Here is a 20,976-nt window from a genome sequence, read left to right as displayed (position 1 = left end):
ACACTTTTGGGCGACACGCACGGAGACAAAATACCTCCGATTAAACGATTTACAATCGCGAAAAATCGATTTACTCGATTGGTGGCGGACGAAAAATGCTGACGTCCGCGCCTCGTGAGGAGGACCAATGGCGCATAGGCAGGGCCAGCGGCGGCGTCCGTCGATCCACGACGTGGCAAGCCATGCCGGCGTGTCGGCAGCCACCGTCTCCAAGGTCATGGCCGGCGTCACCACGGTGAAGCCCGAGAATGCCCAGCGCGTCTTCGATGCCGTCGAGCTTTTGGGCTACCGCGTCGATCCGCTGGCCTCCGATATGCGGCGGGCCAAGCGCCGCATCATCGGGGCCATCATGCCGGAGTTCGAGAGCGAGTTTTTCGGCCAGATGGTCAGCCAGCTCGAAAGCCTGGCCGAGCAGCGCGGCTATACGCTGGTGGCCGCATCGAGCCGTGAATCAGAGGTGCGCGAAAAAGAAATCCTCGAACGCATGCATGACTGGAGGGTGGCCGGCGTCGTGCTGGCGCCGGTGCGCAACGAGCACGGTCCGGCGGCCGGGTTCATGAAGGCCAACGGCATGACCGGCGTGCTGATCGATCGCGTGCTGTCGGACGACGCCTTCGACACCGTGTCGGCCGACAGTGCGGCGGCCAGTGCCGAGGTGGCGCGCGAACTGATCGGCAAGGGCCACCGCCATATCCTGGTTGTCGGCCTTGGCGAGCAGGCAGCCACGATGCACGCCCGCCTCGACGGCTTTCGCGGCACCGCGTTGTCGGAGGCCCCGGATGTGCGCATCGACGTCGTGCTTGCCGAAGGCGATGTCGAACCGCTGCGGGCGCAATTGCGCGACTATTTCGATCAAGGCGAGGGTGGGGGCGGGGGACAACGTCCGACCGCCGTCTATTCGCTGTTCCTCAAGGGCACGCTTGTGGCGCTGTCCGAGTTCCGACGACGTGGCTGGCACTGCCCCAACGACATTTCGCTGGTCGGCTTTGACGACGCCGAGTGGATGCAGGTGACATGGCCGGCCATCGCCGCCGTGGTGCAGCCGGTGCGCCAGATCGCCGGCCACGCCATGGACGCCCTGTTTGCCAGGATTGAAGGCGGGGACGGGCCGCCGAGAGCACGGCTCGAGCCTTGCCAGGTTTTCATGCGGGAATCCGTTGGCTCGCCAGACAACAGTTCTGGGGGAAGAAACCGACAATAGCCAGTGTCGGCAGGCAGTGGCGCTGCATCTGGCCCTGGCGGCCTGCATGGAAGGCGATCGCCGCTACCGGCTACAGCGGCGCCGTTGCGCCGGAAATCTTCACTAGGCGCTCCGCGGCCTCGACCAGACGCCGTTGCAACGCGATGTTCTCGGCCAGCATTTCTTCTGTGCGTTGAATCGCGAGCTCGGTCCGGTTGATGCGCTGCCTGGCATTGGCAACTTCCAAGGCCAAAATATCGGCCACCATCCCGTGACCGTGGGGTTCCATGGTGTTCGTCATAAGTTTCTAACACCTGACGGGCGATATCGTTCCCACTTCCCGCACACACGCGCGCGAAGCATGCAAGGCTGGTGTGATCCGGGCGGGGTGTTCTATGACGCTTCGCCGGCGACCGCATTTGCCCTCCGCAGGCCCAAATGCCGTATCTTGCGGCCGACGATCATCAGCTGGCGCGCGGTGTTGTTGCGCAGGCGGCGGATGCGCCATTCCAGCCCTGTGCCGGTGGTGATCTCCTTGGCATAGTAGCTCACCCGCATGCCATTCTCATCGGAGGCGATTTTGACCGGGTCGTCATAGAATGCGCAGATCTTGTCAGCCGCCATGCCTGGTGTTTCGAGCCAGCGCGGAATGTGAACCGAATGGAGCCGATCGACATCGGTCATCACCCGCTCGATGCCGACGCCCGGCGTCGGGCATGTGGTCCAGAAGGCGTCGCCGATGAAGACGACACCATCGCGGCGATGGCCTTGCGTCGTGGTCAGGTTGATCTGCCTGACCTCCACAGGGCCTGCCATCTCGAAGTTCCCGCATTGCGCTGATATTTCGGGCATCAGCTCGCAAAGCATCTTTTGCGGGTCCTGGCGAAACGCCCTTGTCCACGGCTCGGCCACCAGCCGGTAGACGAACATGTTCGCCCGCATCTTGTTGCCGATCGGAAAGACGCTGATGTAGGCGACACGGTCCCCGGCCCGTTTGGCGTAGCAGGTGACGGACTGATAGGCGAAGTCACGCGGCGCAATGGCGAGGTCGAACCCCATCGACAGCGAAAATGCCTTGGATTCTTCTATGCGGTTCACGCCGATGGCGCGCCGCACCGCTTCGCTGTAGCCGGTGGCCACCACCAGAAGCCGCGCGTTGATGACAGAGCCGTCGGCGAGCACAAGCCGCTGCTTGTCCGGTCCGGTGGTGATCTCGGCGACCTTGCCCACCGTCAACGGAACTTGCGGCGGCAGCGCGTCGCGCAGGCCGTTGATCAGCGCTCCATAGGAAAATCCAAACTCGCGATGCATTTCACGCGCGAACAATTGTCCGAGGCGAAAGACGTGGACCTCGTCCATCGGGGTGACGAGAGGCAGAAGCGTCGCGTCGAGGCCCAGTCTCTCGAACTGCTGCATATGCTTCGTGCCGATCTTCTCAGCCCTGAACTCGTCGTGATGGACGCGGTGCGGATCGATCAACGCCACCTTGCGCCCGGCTTTTCCAAGCACCGTCGCCAAGGTGGTTCCGGCCAGCCCGGCGCCAACAATCGCCACGTCGACTTCGGCTGGGCCAGCCTCTGCGATACTCATTTCTCCGCCCTTTCTGCTGGTCATCTTTCCGCTCTGCAATCTGTGGTAGAAAATACGTCCGGACCCAAATCAACCTCAAGCAACCTGTGGGCGCGACTGGTAGTAACCAATGTTGAGGTTAATACCGCCCGCCTCGTTGCTTCCAGCGCGGTGCAATCGCCGAGCCGTCGATGAACTCGAAACCACCCGCCTCGTTGAGCGTGTGGAGCTTGCGCCCATCCCATAGCGCACCTGGATTTAAGATCGTCTCAACAACCTGCTCCATGCCGATCAAATCAAGGTGAGAGATGCGTGCGATGCCGAGCGCCGCGCCATAGCTCCTGCGACAGTCCTGCACCGGGCGCAGCAACTGATCGCCTCGTTTCACCATGCGGCCGGCCGGCCGCGCCGAGGCGATGTCCATCAGCACGGGATTGTTCGGGTGCGGCGTCCAGGGACCGCGAAAATCCGGCGCCGACCACAGATGCAGCGTGTCGGAGAAGGCGCCTCCACCGTCCCGGACAGTGGCGAACATCCACCAGCTGCCGCCGTGCTCGACCAGGGTGGCGTCGCTGGCAACGACGCCGGACAACAGCGTCGCCTCCTTGACCCAGCCGCCGGGAAAGGCAGTCGCCCGGTAAAGATCGACCGTGCCGTTGGCGCAGCTTTCCGGAACCATCCAGACCTCGCCGTCGCGCTCGAAGACGAAGGGGTAGGAGAGATGGTAGGGCAGTTCCAGCACCGGCTCAGGGCGGCCAAGCGGGCCGGCCGGACCGAACGGCACAGCCGAGATGATGGCCTTGCCGAGCCGGTGGATATAGTCCTCGACGAACAGGGTCAGCTGACCCTGATACAGGATCGGGAACGGATCGGCGTAGAAGCGGCTGCCATCGTCCGGCAGCACCTGCCAGCCCGATCCCGGATGGGCGCGCAGGTCGTACAGATCCCGGCCCTTGGTTTGGCGCCAGCCGACCTTCCAGTGCGGCGCGTTGTAGCAAAGATGGTAGATCTTCTGGACGATCCGCCGCGCCAGCGCCTTTGCCGCCCTGACGCCAAGCTTGGAAGCCGAGGGCATCGGCGGCGGGGCACCGGCCTGCGCCGGCTCGGGCAGAACCGGCACGGCCGACGCTGCGCCTGACATCGCAGCGACGATCAGACTTGCCGTACGCGCCAGCATGTCCTGGAAGGACGCCAGCGCGATACCGCCATATTCGGTTCCCAGACGCCCGGCGGCAATCGCAGCCCCGTTTTCCTCGACGCGGGCGAGTGGCGTCTGGCCGGCGAGGATCAAGGCGAGCAGGGCCGCTTCGCCGCTGGCGCCGCCATAGGTGACGTGCCAGATCCGTGGGCCTTCGAGCTGAACGTCACCGCAGAGGTCGACGACCAGATCGACCGAAGCAGGCGGCGCGCCGTAGCGGGCGAGCGCCGAGCGCGGCACGCGCTTTGCCAGCCCATCGCGGGGCAGGCCATGGATTGCTGTTTCAAGTTGGAACAAGGCCTCGGCGCTGCGCGGGATACCGCCGCCAGCCGGCCGGGCATCGACGGACAGCTCGACATTCGCGAGTGCGGCCAGGCGTTGAGCGAGTAGGACATGGAAGCCACGGACGCAATCGCCGTCCAGGCGCAGGCTTAGCCGCATGTTGAACACCTGGAATTTTCGTGCCCGACGTCAGAACATGGGACACTGGTGTCGGCCCGGTTGAAGTGTTGCCCCATTTTCGTCCGTCTCTCGTTCAGCTGCGCGGTGTCAACACCCCAGTACGTCTACCTAAGCAAACTCCGTGCCAAAATTCATGCGGGTTCCAAACATAATTAATAATGTTTTAACAATTGGAGTAATAGCTAGGTTCATGCCCGCGATTTGGTCTTGCAGGCAAATGGAGTATTGTAGGAGGCAGCTATGCTATCATCTCTGCCCATGGTGCCTCAGCAATACTTTCCGGAAGCAGGATCGGTGGAATCAGCGGGATCATACGCACCCTCGACCGTCGAGCTTGGCGATCTGAAGCGCATTTTGGTGCGCCGCCGTCTCTGGATCATCGGCACGACCGTGCTGCTGACGCTCGCGACCCTGCTCTACGGCCTCCTCACACCCCCGCTGTACAGCTCTGTGGCGGAAATCATCATCGATCCGCAAGACCTGCAAGTGGTCACCAACGATATCAATCCGAGCGGGCTGGCGCCCGATGGCGGCATCACGCAGGTTGAAAGCCAGGTCAGCGTCGTCCAGTCGACGGGCGTGCTGCAGCGGGCGATCGCGGCGACCAAACTGACCGAGGATCCGGAATTCAACGGGCAGGGCATGCTGTCGCGCGCCCTCGGTTCCGGTTCGGCCGCGACCGACAGGACGGTGGCAACGCTCGACGCCCTGCGCCGGCGCCTGGCGGTGAAGCGGGCGGACAAGGTCCTGGTCATCGATGTGATCGTCACCGCCAAGAGCCCCGACAAGGCGGCACTTCTGGCCAACGCCATCGCGCAAGCCTATCTGGCCGACCAGGCGAGCGCGCGCGCGCAAGCCGCCACCGATGCGTCGAAGGCGATCACCGCGCGGCTGGACGAACAGCGCAAGCGCGTTCAGCAGGCCGAGAATGCCGTCGAGGCCTACAAGTCCGCCAACAACATGGTGATGGCGGCGGGCAATCTGGTCAGCGACCAAGAACTGACCGAGCTCAACACGCAGCTTTCGGCGGCGCAAAGCCGCACCGCGACGCTGAAGGCGCAGGTCGACCAGATGCGTAAGCAGAGCGGCACAGCCGATGCAACCTCGGAAGCGATGCGCTCGTCGGTGATTTCGAGCCTGCGGTCGCAGGAAGCAACACTTGTCGACCAGGTCTCGCAGCTTGGCACTGAACTGGGGCCGCGACATCCGTCGATGATTGCCGCGCTGCAGCAACTGCGTGACACGCGGCAGCTGATCGCGCGCGAACTCGGCCGGATCCAGACGGCCACCGAGACCGATTACGAGCGGGCGGTTGCCAACCAGCAGGCGCTGGAAACGAAAGTCGCCAGCCTCAAGAACAAATCGCTCGACACCGACCAGGCATCGGTGCGGCTGCGTGAATTGCAGCGCGATCTCGAGGCGGTGCGTTCCGTCTACGCAACCTACCTGCAGCGGGCACAGGAAACGCGCGAGCAGATCAACGTCGACAGCACCAATGCTCGCGTCATTTCGGACGCCATGCCCGCCCAGAAAAAAAGCTGGCCGCCACTGGGGCTGCTTTTGTTTGGCGCCGTGTTCGGCGGATTGGGGCTGGGCACCGGCCTGGCGCTGATTGCGGAATACTCCTCGCCGACGGTGCTTTCCAGCGCCCAGATGCAATTCACGATCGATGCCCCCGTGCTTGGCATCCTGCCGGCGGGAGCGAAGGCGGGACGGCGCTGGTGGCCTTTCGGCACCAGCCCGGCCGTCGCGACCAGCCAGAAGACCGACGCCGTCGTCGGCCTTGCGCTCCGGCGCATGTTCAGTTCGGGCCGGCGTCCTCCGGATTGGCCGCTGGTGCCGTCGATCCTGGTGACGTCGCCGCCGGAAGACGGCCAGCAACGCAACAGGATCGCACGGCTGCTCGCCAACGCCGCGGCGGCCAGGGGCAGCCGGGTCCTGTTCGTCGATACCAACACCAGCAACGGCCAGAAGGACCCGCAGCCCGGGATACTCGATGTGCTGCGCGGCGAATATGCGTTTGAAGCCGTCAGCCGTTACGCCCCGGGCAGCAACGTCGCCCTTCTGGGCAGGGGCCGGCCGAAGGCGATATTTCAGGAAGCGCACGGCGTCTACTTCGCGCAGCATATGCTGGCGCAGGCGAGCCGGAGTTTCGAACTCGTTGTCGTCGATGGCGGCGCGCTCGCCGAGAATCTCAATGCCTCGCCGCTTGTCGCCATGGTCGACGAGATCGTGCTCGTCGCCAGGCTGAACGCCACGCCGATGCGCGATGTGACGGCGACGATGCAGGCGATTTCCGTCATGGGGCGGTTGCCGACAGGCGCATTGCTGGTCGACGAGGTGGCCTAACATGACCTCCGGCTGGAGCGGAACAGCCTCGAATTTCGGCGCTGCCGCGCCCCGCGCCGGCACCTCCGTCGATGCGGTGACCCAGTTTGGACTGATCGCAGCCGTGCTGGTGCTGTTCGCCGTCTCGGGCGGCATGCTGTGGCTGCTGGGCTACAATTACGACGGCCTGTCAGGCAGCGCGGCGACCAAGATACATCCCTCCACCTATCTCATCATTCTGCTGTTTGCCTGGCGTTCGTGCACGTTCGGCAATCCAGTCGGCTATTGCGTCCATGTCGCTGACAGGCGCCCCGCCACGGCACTGATGAGCGTCATCGCCGTCGTGCTCCTTGTCGTCGTCATCGTCCGGCAACGTCCAGGCATGGCCGGCATGATCGACACATTCGTGGCTTCCGGGCTGCTGGTGCTCATGCTGGGCGAGGATGACGAATGGACGTTCGCCCGACTGCCCACCGTCATTCATGCGGTCATGACGGTCAATGGGCTGCTTGCCCTTGTCGAATTCGCCACCAAGACACTGGTGTTTCCCTATCGTTTTGATGGCGAGGTGTTTGCCACGGATCCGCGTTCGAGCGCGCTGCAGGGGCATCCGCTGGTCAATGCCACGGTGACGTCTGTCTACGTGCTTGCCCTTTTGAGCGGTTCAAGATCGCTGCCGGCTCCGCTGCGGCTGGCGATGATCGGCCTGCAATGCGCGGCGCTCGTTGCGTTCGGCGGCCGGTCGGCGATGGTAGTGACTATACTCCTCGGCGGCAGCTATTTGCTCTTCCACGGCTTTCGCAAATTGCGCACGGGACGCGTCAACCTGCTCGGCGCCGCATTGGCGATGATGCTGGCCGCGCTGCTGCCGGTTGCCATCGCCGTATTGGCCTCGCAGGGGTTTTTCGATGCGCTGCTTGGCCGCTTCGTGTCGGATGGCGGCAGTGCCAATGCCCGCGTCGAGATGTTCGAGATCTTCAACTATCTGGAACTGCGCGATGTGATTGTCGGGCCTAGTGTCGATCTCGTCGAGAGCCTGCGCCGGATCAACGGCCTCGAATGGGGTATCGAGAACCCATTCGTGCGCATGACGGTCTACCAGGGCGCCTTCTTCACTCTTTTGATGATGTCCAGCTTCGGGCTGTTCATGCATGAGGTGGCGCGCCGCTGCCATCCTGGCGTGTGGCTGCCGGTGGTGGGCTGGCTCATTCTTCTCAACACCTCGGAAAGCATCTCCTCCAAGACCACGCTGCTCACCAAGGTCGCGGTGCTGTGCCTTGCCCTTTATCGGCCGGCGCGGCCGGTGATCAGGCCGGTCCGCGCGGTTCGTCCTTTCGCGGAAACGCAGAACCGCTCCACATCTTCTTGATGCAATTGTGGGCGGAAAGCCGTTTCACAACGCTCAATCAACTGGCTGGTGGCAATGGCCGAGATGGGCCGAACGCGGACGAACAGCTCCAGGTGACAAATGCGAGAAAGCGGACGTCGAGCCTGACCGGGAACCTCAGCCGGCTGATAGTATGTGCGCCCCAAGGCGGATCGGACGACGAGCTCAATGTTCCTAGGTCGATTTCGTCTACTTAGCGGCAGCCTCGATCACGCCAGCGACCGCGGCCGGCTGAGAGATGAAGACAGCGTGGCTTGCGGCCACTTCAGTCACCTTCGCGCCCGAGCGCTGATACATCCAGCGCTGAAGCTCCGGGCTCACAACATGATCCTTGGTGGTCAGGATGGCGAAGCTGGGCTTGGTTCGCCAGGCGGCCACGGAGACCGGCGCTCCCAGAGCTTTCTCAGCGAGCTGCTGTTGTGAATCGGCCAGGAATTGAGCGTCCGCTGCCGGGACATCCTGGGCATAGGTCGCAGCGAACAGGGCTGGCTGCATGAAGAAATACTTGCCCGTGGTGGCCGCGGGGGCCGGGGTGGCGCGCATCGCATCGTTGGGCGCCGCGAACTTCGACAGAAGCTGCCCGCTGGCTTCCCCAACATCGGGTTGAAGTGCGGCCACATAGACGAGTGCACTGACCTTGGGGTCGGCACCTGCCTCCGTGATCACCGAACCGGCATAGCTGTGACCGACCAGGACGATGGGGCCTGTCTGCTGATCAATGACGCGCTTGGTGGCCTCAACGTCCTCGGCGAGACCCGTGAGTGGCTCCTGCACGACAGTGACATGGAACCCATCCTTGGACAGGATGTCGTAGACGGCTCGCCAGCCTGAGCCATCCACCAGGGCGCCGTGGACAATGACGATATCTTTCGCGGCCGGCTTTGCATCAGCGCGAGCCATGGTGCCACTCATGGCTATCATGAGGGCAATGGCAACGTTCTTTCGGAGTGTGGACATGAGAGTCTCCTGTGGTGCTTCAAGGGGTTGAGGACGTTGTTTAGGTCGGAAGTTGGTGGTTCGCGCCGAGGAATTCGCTCGCGTAGGCATAGAGGCCAGGAATCCCCTCCATGTGTTGCAAAGCACTGCCATGCTCGCCTAAGCCGCGATTTCAAAGACGAGCTCGACTTCGACCGGCATGCCAAGGGGTAGGCTGGCGACGCCAAGAACGACGCGGCCTGAGAGCATCCCGGTGCCGAACACCTTGACGAGGAGTTCGGACGCTCCGTCGGCGACTTTCGGATGGTCCCGGAAGTCGCCCTCCGTCGCGATATAGACGCCGAGCTTCGCCACGCCGATTATCTTGGCGAGCGAGCCGAGATGCGCCTTGGTCGCGGATAAGGCGCTAAGACAAGCAATCTCCGCGGCCTTTCTCCCGTCCTCCGCTGAGAGCGCGCCACCGACGCGTCCGACATATTGCGGCTCGCGCCCGACGACCGGCAGCATGCCGCTCAGATAGAGCAGATTGCCGATCTTCACGGTTTCGACATAGGCGCCGAAGGGGGTGGGCGGCGGAGGGAGCGCGATGCCGAGATCGCTCAGCCGCTGGTCTGCACTGGCTTGCGTGCTCATCGAGGTCACCATCTTCCCAGATGTGCGCCGCCGTCGACGTGCAGCACCTCCCCGGTTATGCGCGGCGCCTCTGTCAAGAAGAGCACCGCATCGGCAATTTCTTGGACGCCGGAGATGCTGTGCATGGGCGAGAGCGTGTTCAGAAAGTCCTTCGGGTTGTCTTTGTGCAACGGCGTGTCGACAACGCCGGGGGCGACCGTGTTGGCACGGATCTGCTCCTTTGCATATTCCATGGCGATGTTCTTCGACATGGCTTCGATGCCTCCCTTGGTCAGCATGGCGACCGATGCATTCACACCGGCGATCGGGCGATCCACCAGGGGTGTCGTGATGCTGACGATGCTACCACCACGCTTCTGCGCCAGCATCTGCCGCACGACGCGCTGCGTGAGGTACAGAAATCCTTCGAGATTCGTTGCCGCGAGGCGACGGTAGTCTTCGACCGTGTAGTCGACGAAGGGCTTGGTGAAGAAGATGCCGGCATTGTTGACCAGGGCGTCGATCGAACCGAATCGCGCAAGCGCGGCTTCGACGACGGTCTTGGCGGTATCCGGGTCGGCGATGTCGCCATCGACGCGGGCTAGGCGGTCGGATGCGTTCAGCTCCGTCGACCGGCTGACCTGCCGCGAGGTCGCTACGACATTGTAGCCCCTTTCGAGAAAGCTGTTGGTGAGGCCGGCACCGATGCCCTGAGAAGCCCCTGTGATTACGGCCGTTTTCCGCGTCTGCATTTTCATCTCCAAAGGGTGGGCAGCGTCAGTGCTGCTGGATTGCCCTAATGGGACCGATGTAGTGCAGGCGCGATTTCTCGATTAGGCGGAAATATCTGGAATGTGTTTTCCACCTATGCAAAAATCGGGACATGGCCGATCTGAACGACATCGCCGTGTTCGTAAGGGTTGCGCAGTTCGAAAGCTTCAGCCGTGCCGCGCACGCGCTCGGCATGCCCGTCTCCACCGTCAGCCGCAAGGTGACGGCGCTGGAGGAGCGGCTCGGCGTGACCCTGCTGCAGCGGACGACACGCAAGCTCAGCCTGACGGCGCAGGGCCGTGCCTATTTCAATCAATGCAGCGAGCCGCTGAGCCAGCTCTTCGACGCCGAACGGGTGCTGACCCAAATCCAGAAGAAGCCGGAGGGTCTTCTGCGGATATCAGCGCCGGTCATCCTCGGCCAAGAACCGTTCTATGCGTTCCTGTCCTCGTTTCTGAAGACCTATCCGCGTATCCAGGCCGACCTGTTCATCACCAACCTGTTCCTGGATCTGATAGCCGAGAACATCGACGTCGCCATCCGCTTCGGCGAACTGCGGGATTCGAGCCTGATCGCCCAGCGCATCGGAAAGAGCGTGCGCTATGTCGTGGCCGCGCCGGAATATCTGCACGGTCGGCTTCCGCCATCGCGGCCGGAGGATTTGCGCCAGCATCAATGCGTCCTCCTGCAGGCGCGCAACAACGAGGTGGAATGGCATCTGGTCAGCGGCAAGAAATCCATCAAGCTCCACGTCACCGGGTCGGTGGCGGCGAGAGATTTCCACGCAGTGAGCGCTTTCACCTATAGGGGCCACGGCATCGGCCTGCTGCCATCAACCTATTGCGATGCCCGGATCGCGAGCGGAGAACTCGTGCGGCTTCTTCCTGATTGGTCGTCGCCGGAAATCTTCGTGCACGCCGTCTATCCGACACGCCGATTTCTGCCGGCGAAGCTGCAGGTATTTCTCGAGGAACTGAAGGCCTGGAAGAGTCCCCTTTGGATTCCGCTGCGATGACCACGGCGGCTATCATAGGATAGCGTGGCCTCAATTTCATCCAGACAGCCAAATGTAGAGCTTCCCGCAGTGCCGCGTCGGCGCAGAGCGTTCGACCTCCTGGCCCGTGGCAAGGAGCCCGGTGACGCAGCCGAGTTGGCGGATCATATCTGCCGAGTGCCGTTCCCACCTCCGATGACGTGGTCACGAAAGCGAGCCGTTCCTTATGGGGTTTCGTAGAGTTCCAGCGGCAATCCATCCGGGTCGCTGAAAAAGGTAAACCGTTGGTCTGTATATGGGTCGATCCGGATTGGCTCGACGGGAACGCCGGCGGCTTCCAGGCGCATGATTACCGGATCAAGATTCGCCACGGCAAATGCCAGATGTCTCAGGCCTGTCGCCTCTGGATGGGACGGCCGCATCACGGGTGCAGGGAAGGAGAACAATTCCAGCTGGACGGACCCGATCCGCAGATCGGCCTTCCATGACTGCCGCTCCTCCCGGTAGACCTCCCGGATCAGGTCGAGGCCGAGGAGTTCGACGTAGAACCGTCGCGACCGATCGTAATCGCTGCAGATGAGCGCGACGTGGTGAATGGCGTTCAGCATGCCACGAACTCTAGCCAAGCTGGGATTTGAGGCCAAGGTGGCCATCGGGTGCGCGGCATTTTGTTGATGTCGCCGTTCGCCAGGGTCGCCTCGTCCATACGGATTTTCATCTGCGCCCAATCGGCGGCATGATGTTGCCGCCGACGCGCTTGAGACCCGCGCGCGGCTCTACTGGTCCGAAAACTTCACGCTCACGCCGCGCTGGCGAAAATAAGCCTGCATCAACTTGCGGCCCGAGCGGTTGTTCTGCGCCAACTTGGTCGGATCGAACACCGCCTGTTTTACCCCTTCTCGTGTCAGCGCCGCCTTCAGCGTCGCGATATGTGCGTCGATGTCGGCATTGTCCGCCCGGAGCGAGACATAGATACTTTCGGTCGCCTGGGCCACGGTCGGTTCGTTCACTGGTGTCGTCCTTTGGTTGGTTGAGCGGCGGCTACCACAGTTTCGCGGCTCTGGCGATACCGATGAGACTGAAGTCGTCTCTACCGGCACAGTGAGATCCCGGCTCATCCCGACCGCCAAGATGGTCGCTGGAGATGTCGGCTTTCGGGCAATCGCAAAATTGGACACTACGTCCAAGTTGCGCCGCAAAGATCCCATTGGCGCCATGGAAGACGTAAGTCGGCTGCGGGCCGAACTCGTTCGGAGCGATTGGGTTTTTACCCTAATCCGCCGGCATGGTCAGGCCAAGTGCCGCTGTGATATCCGGGTCGAGGGCCCGTGTGGTGTCGTCCATCATCCCCATCCCGTCGAAGAGATTCCAGAATGCCCAGCCAAAGCCGAGATCCTCGGCGCCATGGCGTACATCGGCGATGTAGCGTGCCCGATCGGGGTTGGGCGCCGCCACATAGCGGGCGTCGGTGCGCAGCGCGCCGAACTCGCCCATGATGATGCGCTCCGGCGCAAAGCCGTGACTGTCGCTCCAGGCGCGAACCTGGCGGAGATATTTGTCGACAAAGCGCCGGTCGGGCTGGGCGTCGAAATAGACCTTCAGCACGCGCTCGGTTTGCGCATAAGCGGCTTTCTTGGCCTCATCCGTGGTTTCGGTATCCTGCGCCATGCGCGCCCTGACCGACGCCAGCGTCGCATCCAACGAGCCGGCGGACGCCGGCCACGGCACGTTGTTGAGCGAACGGTAGACGGGCTCGCGCATCCACGGCGCACCCTGATGGCTGAACAGATAGGGCTCATAGAAGTGGAAGGTGAACAGGATGGGCTCGAACGGCGACAGGGGCACCGGATCGAGCGCGGTCAGCCCGCCGACCATCGAGCCGCAGCCTCCGGTGACCACCAGCGGCAAGGTTGCAGCCGATGCCCTTGCCGCGGTCAGAAGCGCGAACTGGACCTGCGACCAGACGTCGGAAGCGCAGGCCTGCGGCGGCTCGTTGACGGCTTCAAGCGCCACCTCGCGGGGCTGGAAGCCCTCCAGCCTGCCGGCAAGTTCGCCGACCAGCCCGCGATAGAGATCGAAGGCGGGCGCGGTGACGCTGGCGACCATGCGGTCAGGATTCCAATAGTGGGTGGCGCCGTTGGCCTGCACGTTGACGACGATGCCGAGGCCCGCATCAAGGGTGGCGCTGACTGCCGCGTCCAGCATGTCCAGCAACAGGGCGCGCGTGGTGGCGTCGGCCGCCAGGAACGGGCCGGGATCGACCGGCAGGCGGATGAAATCGAGCCCCGTGTCGTGCAACCGGCGCAGGTCGTGCGCGGTCGGAATCGGCCGCTGCGGCTGGAAGGGCGGCCAGCCGTAGTCGGTGCGCGGCGCCGGGAATTCACGTGTCAGCGAGAACCAGGGCCAGGCGTTGACGCCCCGCCTGAAGGGAGGCTCGGCGGCGCGGGCGAATTGCGCGATCGGGAGGGATCCAAGTGCCGCGGTCGACAGCGCCGTCCGCAGCACCCGCCGGCGCGACCAGACCGTCATGCAGTGCCGGGCGATGCGCGATCGGCCGCGACGGCGTCGTCGGCAGTGACACCGAGAAGCCGATAGGCTTCACGCTCATAGGCAGCCAGGACATCCTCCCAGCGGAAGGCTTCGCGGGCGCGGGCCCTTGCCGCGATGCCGCAATTCCTGACCAGGGCGTCATCGTCCTGCGCCTGTTGCATCCGCTCGGCGCAACTGTCGGTGTCGGTGAAGTAGATCGCGGCGGCACCCGCGGTCCAGCGATTGAACGGATTGTCGTGCGCGATCACCATGTTGCCGGCCGCCAGCGCCTCGACCAGCGACGGGTTGGTGCCGCCGACGGTGTGGCCATGCAGATAGGCTCGTGCGTGATAGCGCAGTGCCTTCACCGTAGCCTGGTCGTAGATGGCGCCCGGCAGAACCACCGATCCGTTCGCCGCCTTGCGGACGGCGACATGATAGGGGATTTCGTCCGACAGCGTCCCGAGCACCACCAGCTTCATGTCGCGCTTGCGGCTGCAAAAGGCTTCGACGATCGGCAGGATGTTGTTGTCGGGTTCGATGCGCGCGATCGATATCAGATAGCGCCCCGGCTCCAGGCCGAGCGCCCGGACCGGCGCCTCAGGTGCCGATGTCACTGGATCGGCGCCATAGGCGATGGTGGCGATGGCGCTGCGCGGCCGGCGCGTCGCCAGATGGTCCGCGATGGCAGGATGATCGGCGACCAGGCGATGCGAGGCCCAGGCGCCGATCCATTCGTTGAGCCAGAACCAGCTGCGCGCCGCCATCCCCCATTTGGGGCGTCGCCACTCGATGCCGTCCATATTGGTGAAGATCTTGCGCCCCTTCAGCCTCAGCCAGGTCAGGAAAACCGCGCCGTTGTAGCCGAGCACCAGGCAGACGCCCGGCCGCCTGGCGGCGTCGCGCACGCATTGCCAATCGAATTCCAAGGTCGCGCGCGGCCCTTTCGAGGCAACCTGGACGTGGATGAGTTCGATGCCGCGCCAGGTTTCGCTGCGTACCCTCCGGTCGATCCGCTCGACCTCCTCCTGGCAATAGACGCCGACCTTCCAGCCGCGCCCGGCAAGAAAAAATGCCAGTCTTTCGGCGAAGGTTTCAAAGCCGCCATGGGCAGCGGGTATGCCGCGCGTCCCCAGGATCAGAATGGCAGGCGTCTCTGGTTTCATGGCCGCTGGCACTTTCGGAACTTTATATATTAGCGATTGCTGCATCATCAGATCGGATGGGCAACTTCCATGCCATCCGACGATTTCGGCGTTCGGGCGGATGATCATCGCGCGGGGTTGTAAAAAAACTGTATTGAACCCCGTGGTTGTTTCATTATCGGTCAACCCTTCTGTGCGTATCTGTGTCGAAACGAGGCATTGCCAGGGATTGGGCGTCCGCCAGTCGGGCGGATCAATCAGGCATGGTTCTTGCGAAAAGGTTCCCGCATTCCAGCGCCTGGTGCGATGGCTGCGGCACCTGGCGGGATACAAAGATGCGGATTGCCTGCGTTCATCAGGGCTATGAACTCTATGGTTCCGACCGCAGCTTCGCGGAGAGCGTTGCTGCGCTGCGCGCCGCGTTTCCGTCCGCCGACATCGAGGTGGTGCTGCCGCGCAGCGGGCCGATCGTGCAGATCCTGGAACACCATGCCAGCCGCATCGTCTTCGAGCCGCTCTGGGTGCTGAGGCGCCAGGCCATCCTGCGGCTGGCGACGGTCGAGATGGCGCGATTGCCGATGGCCGTGCTTCGGGCATGGCGGCGCCTCCGGGATTGCGATCTCACCTACGTCAACACCTCGATCGTGGCCGACTATGCGCTGGCCGCGCGCCTTCTCCCCGACAAGGCCATCCTGCATATCCACGAGATCCCCGAAGGCGTCATGCGCAGGATACTCGTCGGCCTGATGCGCTGGAGCCATGCGGATCTCATCTTCAACTCGCGCGCGACACGCGCCGCGTTCGGCGATCCCAAGGTCTCGCGCACGCATGTCGTCTACAACGGTGTCGCTGGGCCGGCGGCGGCCGAACCAATGACTTATGACGGCAACCGCCCTTTGCGGGTGCTGCTGCTCGGCCGCGTCAACAGGATCAAGGGCCAAGAGATACTGCTCCAGGCGATCGCTTCGATGTCACCGGAATTGCGGTCGAGGATCGAGGTGCGGCTGGTCGGCGGCGCCTTCGAAAGCGTAGAGCGCGAACGCGCGCTGGCCGAACTGGTCGAAAGCATGGGCCTGGCCGAACGGGTCAGCGTGTTGCCGGTCGTAACGGACCCCTCGGCGCATTACCGCTGGGCCGACATCGTCACCGTGCCGTCGCGGCGTCCCGAATCGCTGGGGCGCGTCGCCATCGAGGCGATGGCCTATGGCCGTCCGCCGCTGGTGTCTGCCATCGGCGGCCTGGTCGAAGTGGTCAGCGATGGCGAGACCGGCTGGCATGTTCCGCCCGGCGACCCGGCCGCCCTTGCCGACAAACTGCGGGAGATCGTCCTTCGGCCAGATGCCTGGCGTGGTTTCGTTGCCGCAGGCCGGTTGCGATACGAGGAGATTTTCAGCGAGCCGGTGGCGGCGGCGGCGATCGCGGCGATCGCCACCGACAAGTTGAGGGCGGCGCTGGCGAAGCCTAGCCGGGCGCATGCCGCCCGCGAAGCGGAGACCAGTCCGTGAAGTTCGTGTTTCCAGGCCATCTGCTGCGGCGCCTTGTGCTGATGATCGGCGGCGAGGCCATACAGAGCGGCTTTCATTTCGCGCTGAACATCACCCTGCTGCACGAGCTGTCGGCGGAAGGCTACGGCATCTTCGCCATCGCGATGGTGATGGGGGGCGTTGGCCTGTCCTACATCAGATCACTGACCGCCGTCCCGGCCAGCATTTGGATGGGCAAGAGCACCAACAGGGCCGGCGTCGACGCGCACGACGTGACGTTTGGAGGGGCGGCGGTCGTCGTCGCGTCGATCATGGGCGCCGCGACCGCGCTGCTGATGCTGCTGTGGGGTGACGCAGGCAGTATCGCCGCCGGTTGCTTCGTCGGCGCGTGGTCGCTGCGCAGCCATATGCGCACGGCATTCTTCGCGCGCCGCCAACAGATGGTCGTCAGCATAAGCGATTTCGCCTTCACGGTTGCCGGCGCCGCAATGGCCGCGCTGGCGATCTGGACGGCGCCGAACGTGCTGCAAATGGTGTTCTATGCCCTGGCAGCAGCCAATGTGATCGGCATAGCGGTGCTTGCTCGCCTGGCGCCCCGTCCGCTTCGCGTCAGTTTCCGAGCGCCCGTGCGGCGACGCTATGCCAGGCTCTGGCGCCAACTGCGCTGGTCGGGATTCAGTGCGACGACCACCAACATCCAGGGTCAGTGCCTGGCGCTGCTGGTCGCGGGTATTGCCGGTCCGGCGGCCTATGCGCCCATCGCGGCGGTTATCGTCCTGTTTGCCCCACTGCGCATCGTCAGCCTGGCCTTTGTGAACATGCTGCAGCCCGAGCTTGCGAAGATGATGGGGAACAATGAAGTCAGGCGCGTGTGGATGCATGCCAAGCTATGGTCGCTTGTCATGGGGCTCGGCAGCCTGGTTTACGGTGCCTGCATCCTGTTTGTCCTGCCGACGATAAAATCCCAGTCGCTCGCGGGAGCCTCGGTCAGCGTCATTGGCCTTCTCGCCGTGGCGAACTTCGTACCGATCATGCTCTACATCATGCCGCGCATCGTCCTCGAGATACTCGGCGAATTCCGGGTCGTGGCGTTCATCACAACGGCCGGCGCGGTCGTTGGCCTGGTCTTGATCGCGATCCTGCTCGCTATCGCTTCCCCGTCATGGTCGCTTGCAGGTGCCGCGGTCTCCGAGACCGTCGTGCTCGTGGCCTCATGGTATTTCGCTCACCGCCACATACTCGCGCTTGAGGGCGCGGATGGCCGGCATGACAGCCAGCCGAAATCGTGGCGACGCACCGAACCCGCCCCGCTCGCCACGGGAAAAAGGTAGGAGATGGACGTGTCGATCCAGACGTTGACGACTGCGCCGCCCGATGCGCCGACCGCTGGAGCGCCAGTACCGGACGGGCAAGCTATCGATGCTTCCCGAAGCATCGCGGAGGGAGCCTACACGGCGCGGCTGCACACCAGTCTCGAGGCCGTCAAGCCGCTCTGGCTTCAATGCCAGGCGAATGGGACGTGCTCCGCCCATCAGCTCCATGCATGGGTCGAGGGGATCGTCAAACGGCTGGTGCCCGACGGCGCCGAACTGCTCATCGTCGAGGTGACCGACGCCGGGACCGGCGAATTCAAGATGCTGGTGCCGCTGATGCGGAGATCGAGGCTCGGACATCGGGTGATCGAATGGCTGAGCTGCGGCGTCTGCGATTATTCGGCGCCGCTTCTGTCGGACAGGAGCCAGTGGACCCCGCAGGCCGCCGAAGCGGCGTGGGCGGCGGTCCGATCCATCCTGCCGCGCACGGACCGCATCCACATCACGGGAATTCCACGACAGGTCTATGGAGTGGCCAATCCACTGGCGCTGCTGGCGGTCGCGCAAGAATCCAGCCTGATCACGTCCGGCCTCGTGCTGGATGGCGACCCGGCGACCCTGATCAAGCGCCATGGCAGACCGTCCTTCGTCAAAACCTACTACAAGGACTGGCGCCGGCTCGAACGGCACGGCACCGTGGATATGATCGAGGCCAACACGCCGGCCTTGATAGAGCTCGTCTTCGGCGCTCTGGTCGAGATGCGGCTCAAGCGGTTTCGCCAACTGGGGCGTTTCGATCTCCTGGCGCAGCCGGCGGTTGTCGATTTCTACCGAAACGCAGCGCTCCAGGGCCTGTCCGACGGATCGGTGCGGATCTTCGGACTGCGGGTCGGCGAGGATTGGGTCTCTGTCCAGTATATGCTGGTCCGGCAAGGCACATTGCATGCCCTGCTGATCGGAATGGACCTGGAGGTGGTGCCCAACGCCTCACCGGGCCTGGGGCTCATGGGCGAACTGATGGCGTGGGGGCTGCGGCAGGGGTTCGACTATTTCGACCTGTCGGTGGGCAGCCAGCCCTACAAGGAACAGTTCGGCGCCGTGAGTTCGGTTTTGGCCAAGATCGACGAAACGCTGACGCCGCTCGGCAAGGGCGTAGCAGCCGTCGCTTCGCTTCGCGATCGGGCCGAGCTTTTCGTGCGGTCTCATCCGCGGCTGCTCAAGACCGCCCAGGGCGTAGTGCGTGGCTTGCGCAGGTCGAAGGGCTGAGCGCGGCCGCATTTCGCGCTTGATCCATACCAAGAGGGTCGCGCTGATGCGCCTGTCTGGTCTGGAAGAACGCGGGTAGGCGGGGTCCATGCGGCTGAAAACAGGATCGCCGGCGACCGTATCCGGTCGTCGCGGGAGAAAGGTGGGAGGCAGATATGTCGAGCCAGGCAATGCGGAGGGCACCGATATCGGCGGCGCAGGCTTCTGCTCCTGCTGCCACTGCCGATACCGCCGAACGTGTCTACACGGCGCGGCTGCACACCAGCCTCGAGGCGGTCAAGCCGCTTTGGCTGGAGTGGCAGGCCAATGGCATCTGCACCGCCCATCAGCATTACGCTTGGGCCGAAGGGATCGCCACGCGGCTGATGCCCAAGAGTGCGGAACTGCTCGTCGTCGAGGTGAGCGATGCCGCGACCGGCGAGCCCAGAATGCTGGTGCCGCTGATGCGGCGCCGGGCCTACCGCCACTATGTGGTCGAATGGCTGAGCTGCGGCGTCTGCGACTATTCCGCGCCGCTGCTGGCGGATGCCAGCCCGTGGACCAGGCAGGGCGCCGAAGCCGCCTGGGCGGCAGTCTGTTCGGTGCTGCCGCCGGTGGATCGCATCCACATCGCCGGTATCCCGCAACAGGTCTTTGGCGTGGCAAATCCGCTGGCTCTGCTTTCGGCGACGCGCGATTCCATCCAGGTCGCCTCGGGCCTCGTCTTGCACGGCGAGCCCGAGGATCTCATCAAGCGCATCTGCAGGCCGTCCTTCGCCAAGGACTTCCGCAAGCACTGCCGCCGCTTTGAACAACTGGGCGGCCTCAGCCTGGTAGAGGCTGACACGCCCGCCCTGACGGAGGAGCTCTTCGGCACGCTGCTTGAGCTGCGGCTGAAGCGCTTTCGCGAGCTTGCGCGTTTCGATCTCCTGACGCAGCAATCGGCCGTCGACTTCTACCGGAACGCGGCCCTCCAGGGCCTGTCCGACGGATCGGTGCGGCTCTTTGGACTGCGCGTCGGACAAGCCTGGCTTGCCTCCATGCTCGTGCTGGCCAGAAAAGGCACTCTTCATGGCATCCTGCTTGCGATCGACAAGGATGCGGTCGCCAACGTGTCACCCGGCCTGACGACGATTGCCAAGCTGATGATGTGGGGGCGCGAGCGGGGATTCGATTACTTCGACCTGTCGGTCGGCGGTCAGGGCTACAAGGAACATATTGGTGCCGCGAATTCGGTTCTGTCCGAGATTTGCGAACCGATGACACTGCGGGGCAGAGGGGCGAATGCCGCCATCCTGTTTCGCAGCCGAGCTGAGCGTTACGTGCGCACGAGACCACAGCTGCTCAAGACCATCCAAGGCATGGCGCGCCGCCTGCGGCGATTGAAGGACTGAAGCCAGTTCTCCGAGGCGAGGGTTCGATCAGTCCCGCCTCCGGCAGCAGGCAGCCCCACGACTTGATGTTTTGATTCAAGCCGGTGTCCGAGCACCTTCAATAGCTTGGTCAAATTTTAACCGAACTGCAATCAGTAGGGTTTATTGGATGCGAGAGGGATTAGAAGACAGGAATAATATGCAAAATTATTTTCCCGTTTCATCCGCGACGAATCCGGCGCGACTGCCATCGAGTATGGCCTGATCGCCGCCTTGATCGCACTCGCCATCATCGCCGGCGCCAGCGCGCTCGGCAATGCGGTCAACACCAAATTCAAGGTGATGGGCAACGCGGTCAACAGCAGCGGGTCGTAAGCCTCGGGCCTGGTTCGTCTCCGCGAAATTGACAGGACGGCGGGTCTCCGTCATCCTTAACTCCAGTCGCCAGGC

At 63.6% G+C, this 20,976-nt stretch carries 19 protein-coding genes; 9 read left to right on the top strand and 10 right to left on the bottom strand.

Features of this window, described 5'->3' with window-relative positions:
* Positions 1 to 127: 127 nt before the first annotated feature.
* Positions 128 to 1,201 carry a LacI family DNA-binding transcriptional regulator gene (locus tag AC1D2G_RS14270; protein ID WP_477414708.1) on the top strand — a complete coding sequence of 358 codons (1,074 nt, stop codon included), beginning with the start codon at positions 128 to 130 and terminating at the stop codon, positions 1,199 to 1,201.
* Between the two features lie 70 nt (positions 1,202 to 1,271).
* Here AC1D2G_RS14270 and AC1D2G_RS14265 read toward each other — a convergent pair whose 3' ends face one another.
* The 3 genes from AC1D2G_RS14265 to AC1D2G_RS14255 all read right to left on the bottom strand — a co-directional run bounded on the left by AC1D2G_RS14265 (position 1,272) and on the right by AC1D2G_RS14255 (position 4,388).
* Positions 1,272 to 1,481, bottom strand: coding sequence for a hypothetical protein (locus tag AC1D2G_RS14265; RefSeq protein ID WP_457152328.1), 210 nt, complete (start codon positions 1,479 to 1,481; stop codon positions 1,272 to 1,274).
* Between the two features lie 92 nt (positions 1,482 to 1,573).
* Positions 1,574 to 2,770 (bottom strand): FAD-dependent oxidoreductase, encoded by a 1,197-nt coding sequence (locus AC1D2G_RS14260; protein ID WP_477414706.1) that lies wholly within the window; start codon positions 2,768 to 2,770, stop codon positions 1,574 to 1,576.
* Between the two features lie 118 nt (positions 2,771 to 2,888).
* The gene (locus tag AC1D2G_RS14255) at positions 2,889 to 4,388 is read right to left on the bottom strand and encodes a glucosamine inositolphosphorylceramide transferase family protein (RefSeq protein WP_477414704.1); all 1,500 of its coding nucleotides are present in this window, start codon (positions 4,386 to 4,388) and stop codon (positions 2,889 to 2,891) included.
* Between the two features lie 261 nt (positions 4,389 to 4,649).
* Here AC1D2G_RS14255 and AC1D2G_RS14250 point away from each other — a divergent pair, with 261 nt between their 5' ends.
* On the top strand, positions 4,650 to 6,758 hold the full coding sequence (locus tag AC1D2G_RS14250; protein ID WP_477414702.1) for a GumC family protein: 2,109 nt from the start codon (positions 4,650 to 4,652) through the stop codon (positions 6,756 to 6,758).
* Position 6,759: 1 nt separating this feature from the next.
* Positions 6,760 to 8,106 carry a VpsF family polysaccharide biosynthesis protein gene (locus AC1D2G_RS14245; RefSeq protein WP_477414700.1) on the top strand — a complete coding sequence of 449 codons (1,347 nt, stop codon included), beginning with the start codon at positions 6,760 to 6,762 and terminating at the stop codon, positions 8,104 to 8,106.
* Positions 8,107 to 8,313: 207 nt separating this feature from the next.
* On the opposite strand, the gene AC1D2G_RS14240 is transcribed toward AC1D2G_RS14245, so the two are convergent.
* From AC1D2G_RS14240 to AC1D2G_RS14230, 3 genes are all read right to left on the bottom strand, one after another.
* On the bottom strand, positions 8,314 to 9,081 hold the full coding sequence (locus tag AC1D2G_RS14240; RefSeq protein ID WP_477414699.1) for an alpha/beta fold hydrolase: 768 nt from the start codon (positions 9,079 to 9,081) through the stop codon (positions 8,314 to 8,316).
* A 138-nt stretch (positions 9,082 to 9,219) separates the two neighbouring features.
* Entirely contained in the window at positions 9,220 to 9,705 is a 486-nt protein-coding gene (locus tag AC1D2G_RS14235; RefSeq protein WP_477414697.1) for a RidA family protein, read from the bottom strand.
* Entirely contained in the window at positions 9,699 to 10,424 is a 726-nt protein-coding gene (locus tag AC1D2G_RS14230) for an SDR family NAD(P)-dependent oxidoreductase (RefSeq protein WP_477415131.1), read from the bottom strand. The genes AC1D2G_RS14235 and AC1D2G_RS14230 overlap by 7 nt, the downstream gene beginning before the upstream one ends.
* A gap of 131 nt (positions 10,425 to 10,555) precedes the next feature.
* Between AC1D2G_RS14230 and AC1D2G_RS14225 the strand changes: the two genes are divergently transcribed.
* Positions 10,556 to 11,458, top strand: coding sequence for a LysR family transcriptional regulator (locus AC1D2G_RS14225; protein ID WP_477414695.1), 903 nt, complete (start codon positions 10,556 to 10,558; stop codon positions 11,456 to 11,458).
* Positions 11,459 to 11,661: 203 nt separating this feature from the next.
* On the opposite strand, the gene gloA2 is transcribed toward AC1D2G_RS14225, so the two are convergent.
* The 4 genes from gloA2 to AC1D2G_RS14205 form a co-directional block, all read right to left on the bottom strand.
* Positions 11,662 to 12,045, bottom strand: coding sequence for an SMU1112c/YaeR family gloxylase I-like metalloprotein (gene gloA2, locus AC1D2G_RS14220; RefSeq protein ID WP_477414693.1), 384 nt, complete (start codon positions 12,043 to 12,045; stop codon positions 11,662 to 11,664).
* A 168-nt stretch (positions 12,046 to 12,213) separates the two neighbouring features.
* A complete protein-coding gene (locus AC1D2G_RS14215; protein ID WP_095091204.1) occupies positions 12,214 to 12,447 on the bottom strand; it encodes a hypothetical protein in 234 nt (77 codons plus the stop codon).
* 262 nt (positions 12,448 to 12,709) lie between these two features.
* Complete coding sequence (locus AC1D2G_RS14210) at positions 12,710 to 13,966, bottom strand: glycoside hydrolase family 5 protein (RefSeq protein ID WP_477414691.1); 1,257 nt, start codon at positions 13,964 to 13,966, stop codon at positions 12,710 to 12,712.
* Complete coding sequence (locus AC1D2G_RS14205; RefSeq protein ID WP_477414689.1) at positions 13,963 to 15,132, bottom strand: DUF1972 domain-containing protein; 1,170 nt, start codon at positions 15,130 to 15,132, stop codon at positions 13,963 to 13,965. The genes AC1D2G_RS14210 and AC1D2G_RS14205 overlap by 4 nt, the downstream gene beginning before the upstream one ends.
* Positions 15,133 to 15,446: 314 nt before the next feature.
* Here AC1D2G_RS14205 and AC1D2G_RS14200 point away from each other — a divergent pair, with 314 nt between their 5' ends.
* The 5 genes from AC1D2G_RS14200 to AC1D2G_RS14180 all read left to right on the top strand — a co-directional run bounded on the left by AC1D2G_RS14200 (position 15,447) and on the right by AC1D2G_RS14180 (position 20,901).
* Positions 15,447 to 16,616, top strand: a complete 1,170-nt coding sequence (locus tag AC1D2G_RS14200; RefSeq protein WP_477414687.1) for a glycosyltransferase family 4 protein — start codon at positions 15,447 to 15,449, stop codon at positions 16,614 to 16,616.
* Between the two features lie 41 nt (positions 16,617 to 16,657).
* A complete protein-coding gene (locus AC1D2G_RS14195; RefSeq protein ID WP_457152556.1) occupies positions 16,658 to 17,926 on the top strand; it encodes an MATE family efflux transporter in 1,269 nt (422 codons plus the stop codon).
* Between the two features lie 3 nt (positions 17,927 to 17,929).
* Entirely contained in the window at positions 17,930 to 19,174 is a 1,245-nt protein-coding gene (locus AC1D2G_RS14190; protein WP_477414686.1) for a GNAT family N-acetyltransferase, read from the top strand.
* Between the two features lie 155 nt (positions 19,175 to 19,329).
* Positions 19,330 to 20,547, top strand: a complete 1,218-nt coding sequence (locus AC1D2G_RS14185; RefSeq protein WP_477396990.1) for a GNAT family N-acetyltransferase — start codon at positions 19,330 to 19,332, stop codon at positions 20,545 to 20,547.
* Positions 20,548 to 20,748: 201 nt separating this feature from the next.
* Complete coding sequence (locus AC1D2G_RS14180) at positions 20,749 to 20,901, top strand: Flp family type IVb pilin (protein WP_477415129.1); 153 nt, start codon at positions 20,749 to 20,751, stop codon at positions 20,899 to 20,901.
* Positions 20,902 to 20,976 lie beyond the last annotated feature (75 nt).

This window comes from Mesorhizobium sp. P2_C7 (assembly GCF_056404515.1).
This window is presented reverse-complemented; position numbering and strand designations above follow the sequence as displayed.